The 16604-nt window shown below is 71.5% G+C and carries 11 protein-coding genes and 1 pseudogene; 9 read left to right on the forward strand and 3 right to left on the reverse strand.

Annotation, left to right across the window (positions count from 1 at the left end):
* Positions 1 to 57 precede the first annotated feature (57 nt).
* The 6 genes from kynA (at position 58) to ASF40_RS00225 (ending at position 8400) form a co-directional block, all read left to right on the forward strand.
* On the forward strand, positions 58 to 906 hold the full coding sequence (gene kynA / locus ASF40_RS00200) for a tryptophan 2,3-dioxygenase (RefSeq protein WP_056364776.1): 849 nt from the start codon (positions 58 to 60) through the stop codon (positions 904 to 906).
* A complete protein-coding gene (locus ASF40_RS00205) occupies positions 906 to 1886 on the forward strand; it encodes a hypothetical protein (RefSeq protein ID WP_056364780.1) in 981 nt (326 codons plus the stop codon). Before kynA ends, ASF40_RS00205 begins: the two co-directional genes overlap by 1 nt.
* On the forward strand, positions 1873 to 3138 hold the full coding sequence (locus ASF40_RS00210) for a kynureninase (RefSeq protein WP_056364783.1): 1266 nt from the start codon (positions 1873 to 1875) through the stop codon (positions 3136 to 3138). Before ASF40_RS00205 ends, ASF40_RS00210 begins: the two co-directional genes overlap by 14 nt.
* A 319-nt stretch (positions 3139 to 3457) precedes the next feature.
* A complete protein-coding gene (locus ASF40_RS00215; RefSeq protein WP_056364784.1) occupies positions 3458 to 4855 on the forward strand; it encodes an MFS transporter in 1398 nt (465 codons plus the stop codon).
* A gap of 90 nt (positions 4856 to 4945) precedes the next feature.
* The gene (locus ASF40_RS00220; protein WP_056364787.1) at positions 4946 to 6742 is read left to right on the forward strand and encodes an aldehyde dehydrogenase family protein; all 1797 of its coding nucleotides are present in this window, start codon (positions 4946 to 4948) and stop codon (positions 6740 to 6742) included.
* Positions 6739 to 8400, forward strand: a complete 1662-nt coding sequence (locus ASF40_RS00225) for a GMC family oxidoreductase (RefSeq protein ID WP_056364790.1) — start codon at positions 6739 to 6741, stop codon at positions 8398 to 8400. Before ASF40_RS00220 ends, ASF40_RS00225 begins: the two co-directional genes overlap by 4 nt.
* A 456-nt stretch (positions 8401 to 8856) precedes the next feature.
* Here the strand turns inward: ASF40_RS00225 and ASF40_RS00230 are convergent, their stop codons facing one another.
* The 3 genes and pseudogenes from ASF40_RS00230 to ypfJ form a co-directional block, all read right to left on the reverse strand.
* On the reverse strand, positions 8857 to 10461 hold the full coding sequence (locus ASF40_RS00230; protein ID WP_056364793.1) for a DEAD/DEAH box helicase: 1605 nt from the start codon (positions 10459 to 10461) through the stop codon (positions 8857 to 8859).
* Between the two features lie 754 nt (positions 10462 to 11215).
* Positions 11216 to 12184, reverse strand: a pseudogene (gene pip / locus ASF40_RS00235) (prolyl aminopeptidase); the annotation flags it as partial.
* On the reverse strand, positions 12181 to 13050 hold the full coding sequence (gene ypfJ, locus ASF40_RS00240) for a KPN_02809 family neutral zinc metallopeptidase (protein ID WP_056364796.1): 870 nt from the start codon (positions 13048 to 13050) through the stop codon (positions 12181 to 12183). The pseudogene pip and the gene ypfJ, both read right to left, overlap by 4 nt.
* A gap of 93 nt (positions 13051 to 13143) precedes the next feature.
* Here ypfJ and ASF40_RS00245 point away from each other — a divergent pair, with 93 nt between their 5' ends.
* From ASF40_RS00245 to ASF40_RS00255, 3 genes are all read left to right on the forward strand, one after another.
* Complete coding sequence (locus tag ASF40_RS00245) at positions 13144 to 14166, forward strand: malate dehydrogenase (protein WP_056364799.1); 1023 nt, start codon at positions 13144 to 13146, stop codon at positions 14164 to 14166.
* Positions 14167 to 14220: 54 nt separating this feature from the next.
* Positions 14221 to 15993 carry a cation:proton antiporter gene (locus ASF40_RS00250; RefSeq protein WP_056364802.1) on the forward strand — a complete coding sequence of 591 codons (1773 nt, stop codon included), beginning with the start codon at positions 14221 to 14223 and terminating at the stop codon, positions 15991 to 15993.
* Positions 15994 to 16091: 98 nt separating this feature from the next.
* Positions 16092 to 16583 carry a recombinase family protein gene (locus ASF40_RS00255; protein ID WP_235560074.1) on the forward strand — a complete coding sequence of 164 codons (492 nt, stop codon included), beginning with the start codon at positions 16092 to 16094 and terminating at the stop codon, positions 16581 to 16583.
* Positions 16584 to 16604: the final 21 nt, after the last annotated feature.

Genomic DNA, 16604 nt, shown 5'->3' on the forward strand with positions numbered 1-16604 from the left:
CCGCTGATCGCGTCTCGGGCCTGACGCCGCACCGTCCCTGCTCATTAGGCTGAGGCCGTGAGCGTCGAACGCAATACCCGGGCGATCGAGGGATCTGTCGTCACCGACTTCGAGGACCGCATGAGCTATGGCGGCTACCTCGATCTCGCCACCCTACTGTCGGCCCAGCGGCCGCTCAGCAACCCCGAGCACCACGACGAGCTGCTGTTCATCGTGCAGCACCAGACCACGGAGCTGTGGCTGAAGCTCGTGCTGCACGAGCTCGGCGCCGCCTGCCGGCTGCTGCGCGAAGACCAGCTCGCACCCGCGCTCAAGTGCATCGCGCGCGTCAAGCACATCCAGAAGACCCTCACCGAGCAGTGGTCTGTGCTCGCGACGCTGACACCCGCCGAGTACGGGCAGTTCCGCGGCGTGCTGGGCAACGCCAGCGGCTTCCAGTCGGCGCAGTACCGCGCCGTCGAGTTCACGCTCGGCAACAAGAACGCCGCCATGCTGCGGGTCTTCGCCTCCGACCCCGCCGCCCACGCCCTCGTCGCGGCCGCTCTCGAGGCACCGAGCCTCTACGACGAGTTCCTCGCGATGCTGGCGCGCTCGGGCTACCCGATCCCCGCCGAGGTGCTCGAGCGCGATGTCACGAAGGCGTGGACCTACACTCCGGAGCTCGTGCCGGTGCTCACCGAGATCTACCGCGACCCGGAGGGCCACTGGGCGGCCTACGAGACGTGCGAGGAGCTCGTCGACCTCGAGGACAACTTCCAGCTCTGGCGCTTCCGCCATCTCAAGACGGTCGAGCGCATCATCGGCCTGAAGACGGGCACCGGCGGCTCGAGCGGCGTGCCGTTCCTGCAGCGCGCACTGGACCTCACGTTCTTCCCCGAGCTGTACGCCGTGCGGACGGAGCTGTGATGTCGCACGATCCCGACGCGCTGCGCGAACTCCTCGGCGCCGATGCGGCTCTCTGCCACCGGGCGATCACCGGCGAGCACGGAGTCTCGCTGCCCCCGTTCACCGACCACCACGTGCACCTGCACCTCATCGACGAGAGCGGTCTGGCCGCAGGCGGCATCGCCGGCGTCGTCGATCTCGGCGGCGACCCGGTGGCACTGGCCCGGCGGGGGAACCACGGCATTCCGCGCGTGGCATATGCCGGCGCTTTCCTCACAGCGGTCGGCGGATACCCGGTCGGCAGGACCTGGGCACCCGCGGAGATCGCCCGTCAGATCGCGGACGCGTCGACCCACCCCGGCGTCGCCGGCGGCGCGGCGACCGCGGTCGACGAGCAGGCCTCGTTCGGGGCATCCGTCATCAAGGCGTCGCTCAACAGCGTCGCGGGTCCCGTTCTCGACGCGCAGGCGCTCGCCGCGATCGTGGAGGTCGCGCGCGAGCGCGGGCTGCCCGTCGTCGCACATGCGGAAGGCGATGGGATGCCGCAGCTCGCGCTCGACGCGGGCGTCGACGGCTTCGCCCACACGCCGTTCACCGAGTTCGTCGGGCGCACCTTCACCGCGCACGCGGTCGCCGCCGGCCAGGTGTGGATCTCGACGCTCGCGATCCACCGCGACGACGACGAGGCCGCCGAGTTCGCGCGGGTGAACCTCGCGGGCTTCGCCGCCGCGGGCGGACGCGTGCTCTACGGCACGGACCTCGGCAACGGCGAGCAGCCGGTGGGCGTCAACCCCGACGAGGTCGCGGCGCTCGACCGCGCGGGCATCCGCGGTGCGGCTCTCATCTCTGCGCTGGCCGATCCGTGGCCGCTCGCCGACCCGCCCTCGGGTGTCTGCACCTTCGTCCCCGGCCCGCCGCCGACCGGACTCGACGAGGTCGCCGAGTGGCTGCGGGGCGCGACCGTCGTCCCCACCGAGGAGCTCATCCATGACGGCCACTGACCCGACCGGGGCCCCGGTGGCCCATGGACTCGAGGACGAGGCATCCGTCCTCGACGCCGCCGACCCCCTCGCCGCGCACCGCGACGCGTTCGTCGGAGCGGAGAGCTCGCTCGTGTACTTCGACGGGAACTCGCTTGGGCGTCCGCTGCGCGCGAGCGTCGAGCGGCTCGCCGCGTTCGCCCGGGACGAGTGGGGCGGTCGCCTCATCCGCGGCTGGGACGAGTCGTGGATGCAGCTGCCGTTCGACATCGGCGACGCCGTCGGCCGCGCGGCGATCGGCGCCGCGGCGAGCCAGACGGTCATCGGCGACTCGACCACGGTGCTGCTGTACAAGCTGCTGCGGGCCGCGTTCGACGCCGCCGTCGCCACGGATCCGGCACGCGTCGAGATCGTCGTCGACCGCGACAACTTCCCCACCGACCGCTACCTGGTCGAGGGCATCGCCGCGGAGCGGGGCGGACGCATCAGGTGGATCGACGTCGACCTCGACGGCGGTGTGTCCGCTGGCGCGCTCCGCGCGGCGGTCGGCCCCGAGACCGCGGTCGTGCTGCTGTCGCACGTCGCGTACCGGTCGGGATATCTGACGGATGCTGCGACCCTCACCCGCATCGCGCACGACGCCGGCGCGCTCATCGTGTGGGACCTCTGCCACTCGGCGGGATCCGTGCCGGTCGAGGCCGACGCGTGGGGCTTCGATCTCGCGGTCGGCTGCACGTACAAGTACCTGGGCGGCGGCCCTGGCTCGCCGGCGTTCGCCTACGTCGCTGCGCGGCTGCAGGATCGGCTGGCCCAGCCCATCCAGGGGTGGATGGGCACGGCCGACGTCTTCGCGATGGGGCCGGAGTACCGGCCGGCCGATGGCATGCGGCGCTTCCTGTCGGGCACGCCGCCGATCGTCGGCATGCTCGCGATGCAGGACACCCTCGACCTGCTCGAGGAGGTCGGCATCGAGGCCGTGCGCGCGAAGTCGATCGCACTCACGGAGTTCGCCGTGCGCGTCGCCGACGAGCTGCTCGCCCCGCTCGGGGTCACGGTCGCGTCGCCGCGGGATCCCGCCGAGCGCGGCGGACACGTGACGCTGTCGCACCCGTCGATGCGCGCGGTCACCGCTCGCCTCTGGACGGAGGACGTGATCCCCGACTACCGCGATCCGGGCGGACTCCGCATCGGCCTCTCCCCGCTCTCCACCTCCTTCGCCGAGACCCTCACCGGCCTCCGGGCGGTCGAGGCCGCAGTCCGCGCCGAGTCCTGACCGCGGGGCGGCCAGGAGGACGTGCCTGAGCATCCCGCACGCTCGAGGCGTTTCGTCTTCGGGCGCTAGAGCGCCCTTCGCTCAAACGACCGGGAAATCGCGGCCTTCCTCTCGGTCGTTGAGCGAGCGAGGAACGAGCGAGACGAAACGCCCCGGACCAACGAGCAAGGCATCCATCGTCCACAACCGGGCTCGCGTCGTTTCGGCACTGACCTACACTGGCGCGATGAGCAATGAGGCTCCGCCGGCGACTGGGGATCAGGCTGGGCCCACGCGCCCCGAGGCTCCGCGCGACGCGCCAGCGGCGCGTGGAGAGGACGTGGGGACCACCTCCGCCCGTCTCAGCCGGGGCACGATCGCGCGGTATGCGACCGGTTCGCTCGGCACAGGCGGTTTCGCGACCCTGCCCGGCCTGGTGCTGACCTATTACCTGACCGACTCGCTGGGGGTCGCCGCGCTCGCGGCCGGCGCGGTCATCACGGTCGCGAAGGTGTGGGACGTCGTCATCGACCCGGTCATCGGCGCGCTCACCGACCGCGACCTCGCCCGCCACGGCAGCCGCCGGCGCCTGATGGTGATCGGCGCGCTCGCACTGCCGGTGCTGTTCGCGCTGACGTTCGCGGTGCCGCCGTCGCTCGGGCCGGTGGTCGCCGGCATCTGGGTGCTGCTCGCGTTCACGCTCACGGCGACAGCCTTCAGCCTCTTCCAGGTGCCCTACATCGCGCTTCCCGCCGAACTCACGCCGCGCTACGACGAGCGGACGCGCCTGCTGACATGGCGCGTCGTCGTGCTCACGCTGGCGATCCTGCTGTTCGGCGCCGGGGGCCCGGCGCTGCGTCGCGTATCGGAGGACCCGTTCGTCCAGTACCTCGTGATGGGCGTGGTCTGCGGCGTCGTCATCGGGATCGGGATGCTGGTGGCCACGGGTGTCGCGAGGCGCGCAGCATCCACCGTCCCTCAACCGATCCGCGAGAGGGAAGCGGGAACGACGGATGCCGCGGCGGCGGGGATCCGGGAGCACTTCGCCGAGGGGATCGGTGCACTCCGGCGCAGCAGGCCGTTCCGGCTGCTGCTCTCGACCTTCGTGCTGCAGGCGCTGGCCACCGGGCTGATGCTCGCGGGCGCGCAGTACGTGGCGACCTGGGTGCTGGACTCGCAGGCGGCGGTCGAGCTGCTGTTCGTCGCGCTCATCGCGCCGGCGCTGCTCGCCGCACCCGCGTGGGGAGTGGTCGCGCGCCGCATCGGCAAGGAGCGCACGTTCACGATCGCGAGCATCGTCTTCGCAATCGCGGCGGTGTCGATCCTCGGCATGCTGTGGGCGCCGGGCGACTGGATCTACGTGCCGGTCGGCATCGCGGGCATCGCGTACGCCGGCATGCAGTCTCTGCCGATGGCGATGCTCCCCGACGTCATCTCGCACGACGAGCGCACGCACGGACCCGGCCGCGCCGGGTCGTTCAGCGGCGTGTGGACCGCCGGCGAGACGGTGGGCTTCGCGCTCGGCGCGACGACGCTGGCGGTGATCCTGGCCGTGACGGGATACGTCTCGTCGACGGGCACGCAGGTGGTGGAGCAGCCGGATGCGGCGATCACGGGCATCGTCGTGAGCTTCAGCCTCGCACCGGCCGTGCTGATCGCGCTGAGCCTTCTCGCGCTCGCCCGCTACCCGTTGCGACGCGCCGACATCGACCGCGACACCGAGTCGCAGGCCGCCTGAGACCGAGTGCCGCCGCACAGGCGCGGTGACATAGGATGCCCGGTGACGTACTCACGAGCGGGAGTCGCGCGCGAGTTCGAAGGAGAACACATGTCCCCCACCTCGTCCGCGACGCCGGCGAAGCCGCGCAAGGCGCCGGCGAAGCGCGCGCCGCAGTCCGACCTTCCGGCCGACGAGCGCGCGGCGCTCGACGCCGACATCGATCGGCTCGAAGCGGGCGCGAAGGTGTGGGTCGCGCTCACCCTCGACCAGCGCGCCCGCCTCCTCGGCCGCGTCCGCGACGCCGTCGGCGTCGTCGCACAGGAGTGGGCCGACGCGGCGACGATGTCGAAGGGCCTGACCCCTGGGCATCCGCTGTCGGGCGAAGAGTGGCTCGGCGGGCCCTACGCCGTCATCGGACTGCTCGACGCGCTGCGCGAGACGCTCGAGGCGCTCGCGAAGGGCGGCAGCCCGCTCGACGGCGTCACGCTCGACGCGGCTCCGGGCGGGCGCCTTCGCGCGCACACCTTCCCCCTGAACGGCACCGAGAAGTTCCTGCTGTCGGGCTTCACCGGCGAGGTGTGGTTCGAGCCGGGCGTCTCCGCGATCGAGGCGACCAGCGCGGCGGGCCTCGCCCAGCTGACCCCGACCGTGTCCGGTGGCGTCGGCCTCGTGCTGGGTGCGGGCAACGTGAGCTCCATCCCGGTCGCCGACGTGCTGTACGAGCTCTTCGCGCACAATCGCGTGGCGCTGCTCAAGGTCAACCCGACGCAGGACGCGCTCGTGTCCGTGTTCGAGCGCGCGCTCGCGCCGCTGATCGAGCCCGGGTTCGTGCGCATCGTGCGCGGCGGAGCCGCGACCGGCGCCTACCTGACCTCGCACCCGCGCTTCACGCACGTGCACATCACCGGCTCGGCGGTCACGTTCGACGCGATCGTGTGGGGCACCGGAGAGGATGCCGCGACGGCGCGCGCGGCGGGAAGCCCGAAGCTGCAGGTTCCGATCACGGCCGAGCTCGGCGGCGTCTCGCCCATCATCGTGGTGCCGGGCCGGTGGTCGGCGGCCGACCTGAAGTACCAGGCGGAGCACGTCGCGACGATGCGCCTCGTGAACGCCGGACACAACTGCATCGCGGGCCAGGTCGTCATCGTGAGCTCGGACTGGCCGCAGCGCGCCGAGTTCCTGCGCGAGCTGCACGCGGCGTACGCCGCGGCCCCGGAGCGCCCGGTCTGGTACCCCCGCAGCGAAGAGCGGCTGGAGGCCGCAGCATCCGCTTATCCCGATGCCGTGTGGAGCGCCGACCGCACGCGCGCGATCGTCGGGGTCGGTGAGAGCGAGGACGCCGACGCTGTCGAGACGGTCGAGTACTTCGCGCCGATCCTCGGGGTCGCCCTGGTGGGCGGCACCGGCCAGGAGTTCCTCGACGCGGCGGTCGCGCACGCGAACGACAGACTCACCGGCACCCTCGGTGCCAACGTGATCATCGACCCCGCCACCGAGGAGGCGCTCGGCGAAGGGTTCGAGCGCGCGATCGCCGACCTGCGCTACGGCGACATCGCGATCAACACGTGGACGGCCTTCAACTTCCTCACCGCACGCCTGACATGGGGCGGGTTCCCCGGGGCGACGCTCGACGACGTGTCGAGCGGCATCGGCGTCGTGCACAACGCGCTGCTGCTGGATCGCGTCGAGCGGTCGGTGGCCCGCGGTCCGTTCCGCCCGTTCCCCCGGTCGGTCGGCGATCAGCTTCGGCGATTGAGCCTGTCGAAATCCACCATCCTGCCCACGCCGCCGTGGTTCGTGAGCTCGCGCACCGGCGCGGAGGTCAGCGCCGGGCTCACGCGGTATCTCGTGGACGGCAAGCTCCCCGGATTGGTGAAGACCCTGACCAAGGCCATGCAGGCGTGACCGCCGGCTTCGGCTCCGACGGGTTCGAAGCCGACTACGTCGTCGTCGGCGCGGGCTCGGCGGGAGCGGCGCTCGCGGCGCGGCTGAGCGACGACCCCGCCGTCTCGGTGCTGCTGCTCGAGGCCGGCGCCCCCGACAGAGCGCCTCAGCTGCACGTGCCGGCTGCGTTCTCGAAGCTGTTCCGCGGCGAGTACGACTGGAACTACGACACGGTGCCCCAGCCGCAGCTCGAAGGCCGTACGGTCTACTGGCCGCGCGGCAAGACGCTGGGCGGGTCGTCGTCGCTCAATGCACTGATGTGGATCCGGGGCTTCGCCGCCGATTACGACGAGTGGGCGGATGCTGCCGGTCCGGCGTGGTCGTGGGACGCCCTGGTCCCCTACTTCCAACGTGTCGAGCGGACCGTCGACCCGGTCGACCCGACGCAGGGTTCCCAGGGGCCGCAGTCGGTCGAGCACCAACGCGACCCCCGGCCGCACACGGCCGTGTTCCTGGCAGCGGCGCAGGAGACGGGGCATCCGGTGACTCCGCCGAACCTCCCGGCTGGGCAGGGGTTCTCGCAGACGATGGTGAGTCAGCACCGCGGCGCCCGCGCCTCGACCGCCGACGCGTACCTGCGGCCGGCGAAGAAGCGGCGCAACCTGCGCGTCGTGACGGGGGCGCACGTGCGACGCGTGACCTTCGCGGCGTCGCCCGGCCCAGGGACCGAGACTCCGAGCGAACCGCGCGCGACCGGCGTGTACGTCGACATCGACGGGATCACGCGCCACGTGCGCGCGCGACGAGAGGTCGTGCTGTCGGGCGGCGCCGTGAACACGCCCCAGCTGCTGATGCTGAGCGGTATCGGCCCGGCGGAGCACCTCACCGCACGCGGCATCGACGTGGTCGTCGACTCGCCCGAGGTGGGTGCGAACCTGCAGGACCACCTCGTCGCGGGGCTCGCCCCCGCGGCCCACGGCGGAACGCTCTACGATGCCGAGAAGCCCGCCGAGCTCGTGAAGTACCTCGTGGCCCGCAAGGGGATGCTGACCTCGAACGCCGCCGAGGCTTACGGTTTCGTGCGCACGCCCGTGGCCGATGCGGCTGGCGTCCCCGAGGGTCTCCCCGACATCGAGATCATCTTCGTGCCCGGGCCGTACGTCGGCGAAGGCCTGGTTCCGATGCCGGCGCACGGGCTGACGGTCGCCGCGATCCTGCTCAGGCCGATCAGCCGCGGCACGATCCGCCTGGCCTCGGCCGACCCGGCCGAGGCCCCGCTCATCGACCCCGCTTACCTGTCGGACGCCGACGACATCGACGCCACGACGCTGCGCGCGGGCCTCGCCGAGTGCGAGCGCCTGATCGACACCGAGGCGCTGCGGAAGATCACGACCGGTGGGTGGGTGCTGCCCGAGGGCGGCGAACACATGACGCCCGCCGATCGCGCGGAGCTGTCGCTCCGCCGCTACTCGCACACCCTCTATCACCCCGTCGGCACGGCACGGATGGGCACCGATGCCGCGTCGGTCGTCGATCCCGAGCTGCGCGTCCGCGGGGTCGCGGGACTGCGCGTGGCCGACGCATCCGTCATGCCCACGGTGATCCGCGGCCACACCAACGCTCCCGCGATCGTGATCGGCGAGGTCGCCGCCGACCTCATCCTCGGCCGCCGGGTCTGACCTTCAACCCCTCCGGCCGGTCCGGTCGGCGCGGGTGTCGTCTCAGGTCCGGGTTTCGCAGCATCCCACGCTCCAGGACCCGCGAAGTCCGGACTTCGCAGAAACAGTCGCAGCCCGGCCACCCGCACCCGTCCGGGTATCGCAGCATCCCACGCTTCAGCGCCTGCGAAGTCCGGACTTCGCAGAAACAGTCGCAGCCCGGCCACCCGCACCCGTCCGGGTATCGCAGCATCCCACGCTCCAGCGCCCGCGAAGTCCGGACTTCGCAGAAACAGTCGCAGCCCGCCCACCCGCACCCGTCCGGGTTTCGCAGCATCCCACGCTCCAGGACATGCGAAGTCCGGACATCGCAACGTTGACGTGGCGGCCGGCGGCGGGTGACGGCCGTGTCGCGCGGAACGACGAACCCCCTCGCACCCTCGGGTGAGGGCGGAGGGGGTCCGAACGTGCGGAGACTCAGCGGCCGCCGCGGCGGTTGGCGCCGTTGGGGCGGACGACCGAGCCGACCATGAGCTTGCCGGTGCCGCCCGACGAGGCGCGACGGCCCGGGGTGCGGGGGTTGCCGGCGGGCTGGGCCGAACGCGAGTGGCCCGCGCTCTGGTCGTGACGCTGGTGCGAGGCCTTGTCGTGCGTGGTTGCGGCGTCGCGACGCTGACCGCCCGCGGCCTGCTGACGGCCGGCGCCCTGTGCCGAACCACCCTGGCCTGAACCACCCTGGCCCGAACCACCCTGGCCCGAACCGCGGCGGCGACGGCCGCCGCCGGAGCGGCTCGCGGTGGCGGCAGCATCCGTCTCGCGTGCGTCACGCGCAGCGCGCTTGCGCTGGGCGTTCGCGCCCTGGCTGGTGCCGCGCGGCGTCTCGGCCACGGGGACCGGCTTGACGTACGGGGCGACCTTGCCGACGAGCTCGACGACCTCGGGCGAGGTCGCCGTGACAGCGACGGGCTCGACGGAGATGGCGGCCTTGCGCAGCAGCTGCGACACGTCGCGGCGCTGCTCGGGCAGCACGAGGGTGACGACGGCGCCCTCGGCGCCGGCGCGAGCGGTGCGGCCGGAGCGGTGCAGGTACGCCTTGTGCTCCATCGGCGGGTCGACGTGGATGACGAGCTCGACGTCGTCGACGTGCACGCCGCGGGCCGCGACATCCGTCGCCACGAGCACCTTGACGGCGCCGGACGAGAACGCCGCGAGGTTGCGGTCGCGCGCGGCCTGCGACAGGTTGCCGTGCAGGTCGACGGCCGGGATGCCCTGGCCGGTGAGCTGCTTCGCGAGCTTCTTCGCCTGGTGCTTGGTGCGCATGAACAGGATGCGGCGGCCCATGCCCGAGGCGAGGGCCGTGACGACGTCCTTCTTGGCGTCGGCGTCGGCCAGCGTGAAGACGTGGTGCGTCATCGCGGCGACGGGCGAGTGCGCCTCGTCGACGGAGTGCAGCACCTCGTTCTGCAGGAAGCGGTTCACGAGCTTGTCGACCCCGTTGTCGAGGGTCGCGCTGAACAGCAGGCGCTGACCGCCGGCCGGCGTCGCGTTCAGGATGCGCGTGACACCCGGGAGGAAGCCGAGGTCGGCCATGTGGTCGGCCTCGTCGATGACGGTGACCTCGACGGCGTCGAGGTGCACGTAGCCCTGCTTCATGAGGTCTTCGAGCCGGCCGGGGCAGGCGACGACGATGTCGACGCCGGCGTTGAGGGCGTTGACCTGACGGTTCTGGTTCACGCCGCCGAAGATCGTGGTGGTCGTGAGGCCGTAGGCCTTGGCGAGGGGCGCGAGGGTCGCGTCGATCTGCGTCGCCAGCTCGCGGGTCGGCGCGAGCACGAGGCCGAGCGGACGACCCTTGCGGCGGGTGCCGCCGGCGAGCTTGCCGCCCAGGCGCGCGGCCATGGGGATCGAGAAGGCGAGCGTCTTGCCCGAGCCGGTCTTGCCCCGGCCGAGCACGTCGCGGCCGGCGAGCGTGTCGGGGAGCGTGTCGACCTGGATCGGGAACGCGGTGGTCTTGCCGTTCGCGGCGAGCACGTCGACAAGGGGCTGCGGCACGCCGAGCGCGCCGAACGAGGTTTCGGTCATGAGGGATGTTCTCTGGGCACGCGAGTGCCCTGTCGGTGGCCGGGGCGTATCTCGCCCGCGGGTCGCCGTACGAAAGATGTCAGCGCGGTTCTTCGGATCGGGGTCCGGATGCCGGCGAGGGAAGCGTTCTACGACGCGAGAAGCGCAAGAATGCGCTGCAAGGGTTTCCACCCTACCAGTGGGTGGCTGGGCGTTGCCCGGCCGGAGTCGTCGGTGGGTCCGGGGCGATTCGACTCGCAAGCTCGCTCAACGACCGCAGAACAGGCCAGGCACGACGAAACGCCGCGTGGGGTGCGGGAGAGTCCCAGCGCTTCTCCCTCCCTCGTCAGAGGTCGGCGGTGTCTTTGCGCTTCTTCGACCCTTTGCGGATGCGCTCCCGGCGCAATGCCGGCTCGGCCACCGAGGAGTCCTCAGGATCAGGGGCGTCTTCGGGGTCGCCGTCGGCGTCGGCCCCGGAGGGCTCCTCTTCCGGCCCGGCGGGCTCGTCCTCCCCCGACTCGGGCATGTCCGACGCCTCCGTCGGCTCCGCCTGAGGAGCCTCCGGCTCCGACGCCTCCTCGGGCTCCGGTGCGGTTCCGGCATCGTCGGGCTCAACCGTCGGCTCCGCCTCAGGAACCTCCGGCTCCGACGCCTCCTCGGGCTCCGGTGCGGTTCCGGCATCGTCGGGCTCTTCCGCCTGCGCCGCAGACTCCTCCGCGAACGCCTCGCGGGCCTCGGGCTCATCCTCCGCGTGTGATTCCTCAGCCGGCGCCCGGTCCGCGAAGCGGTCCGTCGCGGCGCGCAGGGCGGACGCGACGCCCGGCTCGGACGCGGCGTGCGCAGCATCCGGGATCATCACGAAGTCGGCCTCGGGCCACGCGCGGTGGAGGTCCCACGCGGTCATCGCGGGCGTGCAGACGTCGTAGCGGCCCTGCACGATGACGGCGGGGATGTCGCGGATGCGGCCGACATTCGCGATCAGCTGCTCGGGTTCGAACCAGCCGCCATGAAGGAAGTAGTGGTTCTCGATGCGGGCGAACGCCACCGCCGCGCGCGGTTCCGTCATCGCCTCGATGAGCTCGGCGTCAGGGAGCAGCGTGAGGTTCGCGGCCTCCCAGCGCGACCACGCGACCGCGGCGGGAACGTGCACGGCGGGGTCGGGATCCGAGAGGCGGCGGTGGTAGGCCTGCATGAGCCGCGAGCGTTCCAGGATCGGGATGGGAGCGATGAAGTCCTCCCACAGATCCGGGACGATGGATGCTGCGCCCCCCTCGTAGAACCACTCCAGCTCGTGGCGACGCAACGTGAAGATGCCGCGCAGCACGATCTCGGTGACGGCCTGCGGGTGCGCTTCGGCGTAGGCGAGAGCGAGCGCACTCCCCCACGAGCCGCCGAACACCTGCCACCGCTCGATGCCGAGGTTCTTGCGCAGCAGCTCGATGTCGGCGACGAGGTGCCACGTCGTGTTGTGGCGGAGGTCGGCGTCGGGCTCGCTCGCGTGCGGGGTGGAGCGGCCGCAGCCCCGCTGGTCGAGCAGGATGATGCGGTACCGCTCGGGGTCGAAGAAGCGGCGATGCCAGGGCGACGTGCCGGCGCCCGGACCGCCGTGGAGGAACACCACCGGCTTGCCCTCGGGGTTTCCGCTCTGCTCGTACGCGATGCGGTTGCCCTCACCGGCGATGAGGGTTCCGGTGTCGTAGGGCTCGATGGGCGGATAGAGGATGTCGTCGAGGTGTTCGTTCATAGGCTTGCCCCCGAGACGGCGAAGGTGTCGCAGGCGGAAGGCCCGTTGCGGTAACCGGTCTCGAACCAGCGCTGTCGCTGCTCGCTCGAACCGTGGGTCCAGGATTCGGGGTTCACGTAGCCCCCGGACTCCTGCTGGATGTGGTCGTCGCCCACCGCGCCGGCGGCGTTGATCGCGTCGGCGATCTGCTGCTGCGTGGGCTCCTTCAGATACGGTACGCCGTTCTCGTCGCGCTGATCGGTCATGTCGCCCACCCACGCCCCCGCGAAGCAGTCGGCCTGCAGCTCGGTCCGCACGCCGTTGCTGTCGGGACCGGTGCCGTTGTTCGGGTGCTGGTCCATGATGCCGGTGATGTACTGCACGTGGTGGCCGTACTCGTGGGCGAGCACATAGAGCTGGGCGAGGTCGCCGGCCGACGCGTCGAACTGCTGACGCAGGAGGCCGAAGAAGGTGGGATCGATGTAGACGGTCTCTTCGGGAGGGCAGTAGAACGGGCCTGTCTGATTGGACGCCGTGCCGCACGCGGTGCCCGTCTGCTGGTCGACGATGATCAGCTGCGGTGCACGGTAACCCTGCACCTGCGACTCCCAGTACTGGTCGAGCACGACACTGCCGGCGGCGAGACGGCAGTCGTCATCGGCGTTCGCATCGGCGCCCGTCTCGCACTGCTGGATCTCGGACTCCTCGCCGGATCCGACCTGAGGCTGCGAGGGGATGACGCTCGACAGATCCTGTCCGGTGAACAGCTGGAACAGGATCACCGCGATCGCGCCGAGGCCGGCGATACCGCCGCCTGCCACCGCCACGCCCGCTCCTCGACGCCGCGCCGTGTTCCCCCCGACGTTGGCGTTCTCATTGAACGTCATGCCGTCACGGTACCCCGACAGTCCGATCCAGAGCAGGAACCATTCCCTAATCGACGGGAATGAGTACAATGCCGCAGGTCTAGGCTCGGGGGCATGGCGAGCGAACCCACGACCGTGACCATCACCGGCGGCGGGGGCCAGATCGGCTACGCGCTGATGTTCCGCATCGCTGCGGGCGACATGCTCGGCCCGGATCGTCCGGTTCGGCTGCGCCTGCTCGAGATCCCCCAGGGCATGCGCGCGGCCGAGGGCGCGGCGCTCGAGCTGCAGGACTGCGCGTTCCCGCTGCTCGCCGACGTCGACGTCACCGACGACCCGCTCACGGCTTTCAACGGCACCCGCATCGCGATGCTCGTCGGCGCGCGGCCGCGCACCGCGGGCATGGAGCGCGGCGACCTGCTCGCCGCGAACGCCGGCATCTTCGGGCCGCAGGGCAACGCGATCGGCGCGGTCGCCGACGACGGCGTGCGCGTCGTCGTGGTGGGCAACCCCGCGAACACGAACGCGCTCATCGCCGCAGCATCCGCGTCGCCCGACATCCCGTCCGAGCGCTTCACCGCCCTCACGCGCCTGGACCACAACCGCGCCGTCGGCCAGCTCGCCGAGGCGCTCGGCGTCGCTCCCGGCGACATCGCCGACGTCGTGATCTGGGGAAACCACTCGGCGACCCAGTTCCCCGATGTGTCGCACGCGATCCTGCCCGACGGGATGCCGGTGCTCGAGGCGCTGGCCGAGCGGCTCGGCGGCGAGGCCGCAGCGACGGCGTGGCTCGACGACGTCTTCATCCCGCGAGTGGCGAAGCGCGGAGCCGAGATCATCGAGGTGCGCGGCTCGTCTTCGGTCGCGTCCGCGGCGAACGCCGCCATCGATCACGTGCGCGACGAGCAGCTCGGCACACGCCGCGGCCTGACCTCGGCGGCGGTCGTCTCACGCGGCGAGTACGGGGTGCCCGAGGGACTGGTGTGCTCGTTCCCCGTCACCTCACGCGGCCACGACGACGGCTATCGCGTCGTCGAGGGACTCGACCTCGACGAGCGCGCACGCGCCAGGGTCGCGGCATCCGTCGACGAACTCGCCCTGGAGCGTGACGCGGTAAGGGCGCTCGGCGTGCTCTGACGCGCTCGACGGTTCGCGGGAGGCCGGAACGGGCCCGGCAATAGGCTCTGAGTCGTGGAAGCCCTGATCGTCGTCATCATCGCGATCGTGGTGATCGCCCTCGCCACGGCGGTCGCGCCCAAGCTGGGCATCGCGGGGCCGCTGATCCTCGTGCTCGTCGGCGGCGCGGTGAGCCTGCTGCCGTTCCTCGAGATCCCCGAGATCAACCCCGAGTTCATCCTCGTCGGCGTACTGCCGCCGCTGCTCTACTCGGCGGCCGTCTCGCTCCCCGCGATCGAGTTCCGCCGTGACTTCGGACCGATCGCCGGCCTGTCGTTCCTGCTCGTCATCCTGAGCTCCGTGCTGCTCGGGTTCTTCTTCATGGCCGTGATCCCCGGCATCCATCCGGCCGTCGCTGTCGCGCTCGGGGCGATCCTCAGTCCCACGGATGCTGTGGCCACCTCGATCGTCAAGCGCCTGGGTGTGTCGCGCCGCGTGGTGACGATGCTCGAGGGCGAGAGCCTGCTCAACGACGCGACGGCACTGGTGCTGCTGCGGACCATGATCGCCTCGGTCGGACTCGCGACCGGTGTCACCGGCGACACCCGCATCGGGTTCGGGTTCATCCCGGCGTTCGCGTGGGGCGTCGTCGTCGCGGTCGTGATCGGCGCGATCGTCGGATGGCTCAACCTGCGGCTGCGGTCGCTCATCAAGAACTCCGCGGCGAACACCGCGATCGGCTTCGTGGTGCCCTTCATCGCGTACATCCCGACCGAGGAGCTCGGCGGATCGGGCCTGGTCGCGGCGGTCGTCGCGGGCATCGTGACCGGTCAGGGTGCAGCCCGGTGGTTCTCGCCCGAGCAGCGACGATCGGATGAGCACAACTGGCACACCATCGAACTCGTGCTCGAGGGCGCGGTCTTCCTCATCATGGGGCTCGAACTCAGCGACATCGTCGAGCAGAACGTCGAGCAGCACAACGGTCTCGGCACCGGGCTCGGTATCGCGCTCGGCGCGCTGGCGATCATCATCGCGGCGCGCGCCGGGTACGTCTCGCTGCTGGTGTGGCTGCAGAGCCGACGCGCCCGCGGGCGGCAGCGCACGCGCCTCGAGGCCATGAACACGCGGCTAGACCAGATCGCCGACGGCTCGATCGTGCCGGACCCGCGATATCGCAGCCGTCGCAGCGAGGCCTCCTTCGACGACCCGCGTGCGCAGCGGCGCCTCTCGTCGATGCGGTCTCGCGTCTCACGAGCGCTCAGCGACCTCGACTACTACCAGGCGTCGCCGCTCGGCTGGAAGCACGGCGCGATCATCGTGTGGGCCGGCATGCGCGGCGTGGTGACGCTCGCGGCGGCCCAGACGATCTCGAGCGACGTCACCGACGACCGGGCGCTGCTGGTGTTCATCGCGTTCGCGGTCGCCGTGGGCAGCCTCATGCTGCAGGGCTTCACGCTGCCGTGGCTCGTCAGGGCGCTGCGGCTCGAACGGCCGGGCGACGACAGCCTCGACAAGGCCGAGCAGTCGGCACTCGACGACGAGCTGCGCGATGCCGCGATCGGCGCGCTGTCGAGCCCCGCACTGCGCCGCCGCGACGGGTCGTCGTTCGACGAGGAACTCGTCGAACGGATCGGCAGCCGCATGGTCGACCCGCCCGACGAGGCCGACGGGCTCCCGACCCGCGATCTGCTGGAGCTGCGGCTCGCGATGATCGAGGCGATGCGCGGGCGCCTGAACGAGCTGTCGTCGGGCGGCGAGTACTCGACACCCGCCCTGCGCCACGCACTCGCCGAGCTCGACGCCGACCAGCTCAGCCTCGAGCTGCGCCTCGACGACGAAGAGGACTGAGCAGGGCACTGCGCCGCGCTCGGGCGTTTCGACTCGCAAGCTCGCTCAATGACCGGGAAGCCGGGTGAGAGAATGGGGATCGAGCGAGGGGGCCTCACATGAGCGAGACGACGAAGACGCCGGATGCCGCGCACACGCACGCGGCGGCGGCTGCGGGGTCGGTCGCTGCCGACACCGCGCCGCTGCATCTGCCGCACCAGGCGGCCGAGTGCCCCAAGTGCTTCACCGAGCTGCAGCAGAACCGCAACTGGTGGCTCGCCCAGCCCGCCGGCTCACGTCTCGTCGGGCTCGTGATCTCACGCGACGACATGCCGTCCGTCGTCGAGCAGCGGGGCGACCTCACCCGCTTCGGCGTGCCCATCGAAGGCTTCCGCCACCCGGCTCCCGAGACCCTCGAGTCCTGGGAGGACCGGCTCGTCCGCCTCTTCGGCACGCTCGTCCGGGGCGACGTGCTCGTGGTCGCCAACGTGCACGCCCTCGGCCGCGACATCGACGAGGAGACCCGCACCGTCGCGGAGCTGCACCGCCGGGGTGTGGTGGTGAAGGTCGTCAGCCACGGCGGGCGCCACCTGTACGACGCCGGGCGCTGACGCGCCTCGCCGGGTCAGCCG

It is taken from the genome of Microbacterium sp. Leaf288, from assembly GCF_001422925.1.
In the GTDB taxonomy this organism is placed as follows: domain Bacteria; phylum Actinomycetota; class Actinomycetes; order Actinomycetales; family Microbacteriaceae; genus Microbacterium.

Excerpts from the sequence above, each read along its gene's own strand:
- ASF40_RS00230 (WP_056364793.1), bottom strand. The coding sequence starts at position 10,461 with ATGACCGAAACCTCGTTCGGCGCGCTCGGCGTGCCGCAGCCCCTTGTC.
- ASF40_RS00210 (WP_056364783.1), top strand. The coding sequence starts at position 1,873 with ATGACGGCCACTGACCCGACCGGGGCCCCGGTGGCCCATGGACTCGAG.
- ASF40_RS00245 (WP_056364799.1), top strand. The coding sequence starts at position 13,144 with ATGGCGAGCGAACCCACGACCGTGACCATCACCGGCGGCGGGGGCCAG.
- ASF40_RS00220 (WP_056364787.1), top strand. The coding sequence starts at position 4,946 with ATGTCCCCCACCTCGTCCGCGACGCCGGCGAAGCCGCGCAAGGCGCCG.
- ypfJ (WP_056364796.1), bottom strand. The coding sequence starts at position 13,050 with ATGACGTTCAATGAGAACGCCAACGTCGGGGGGAACACGGCGCGGCGT.
- ASF40_RS00205 (WP_056364780.1), top strand. The coding sequence starts at position 906 with ATGTCGCACGATCCCGACGCGCTGCGCGAACTCCTCGGCGCCGATGCG.
- ASF40_RS00255 (WP_235560074.1), top strand. The coding sequence starts at position 16,092 with ATGAGCGAGACGACGAAGACGCCGGATGCCGCGCACACGCACGCGGCG.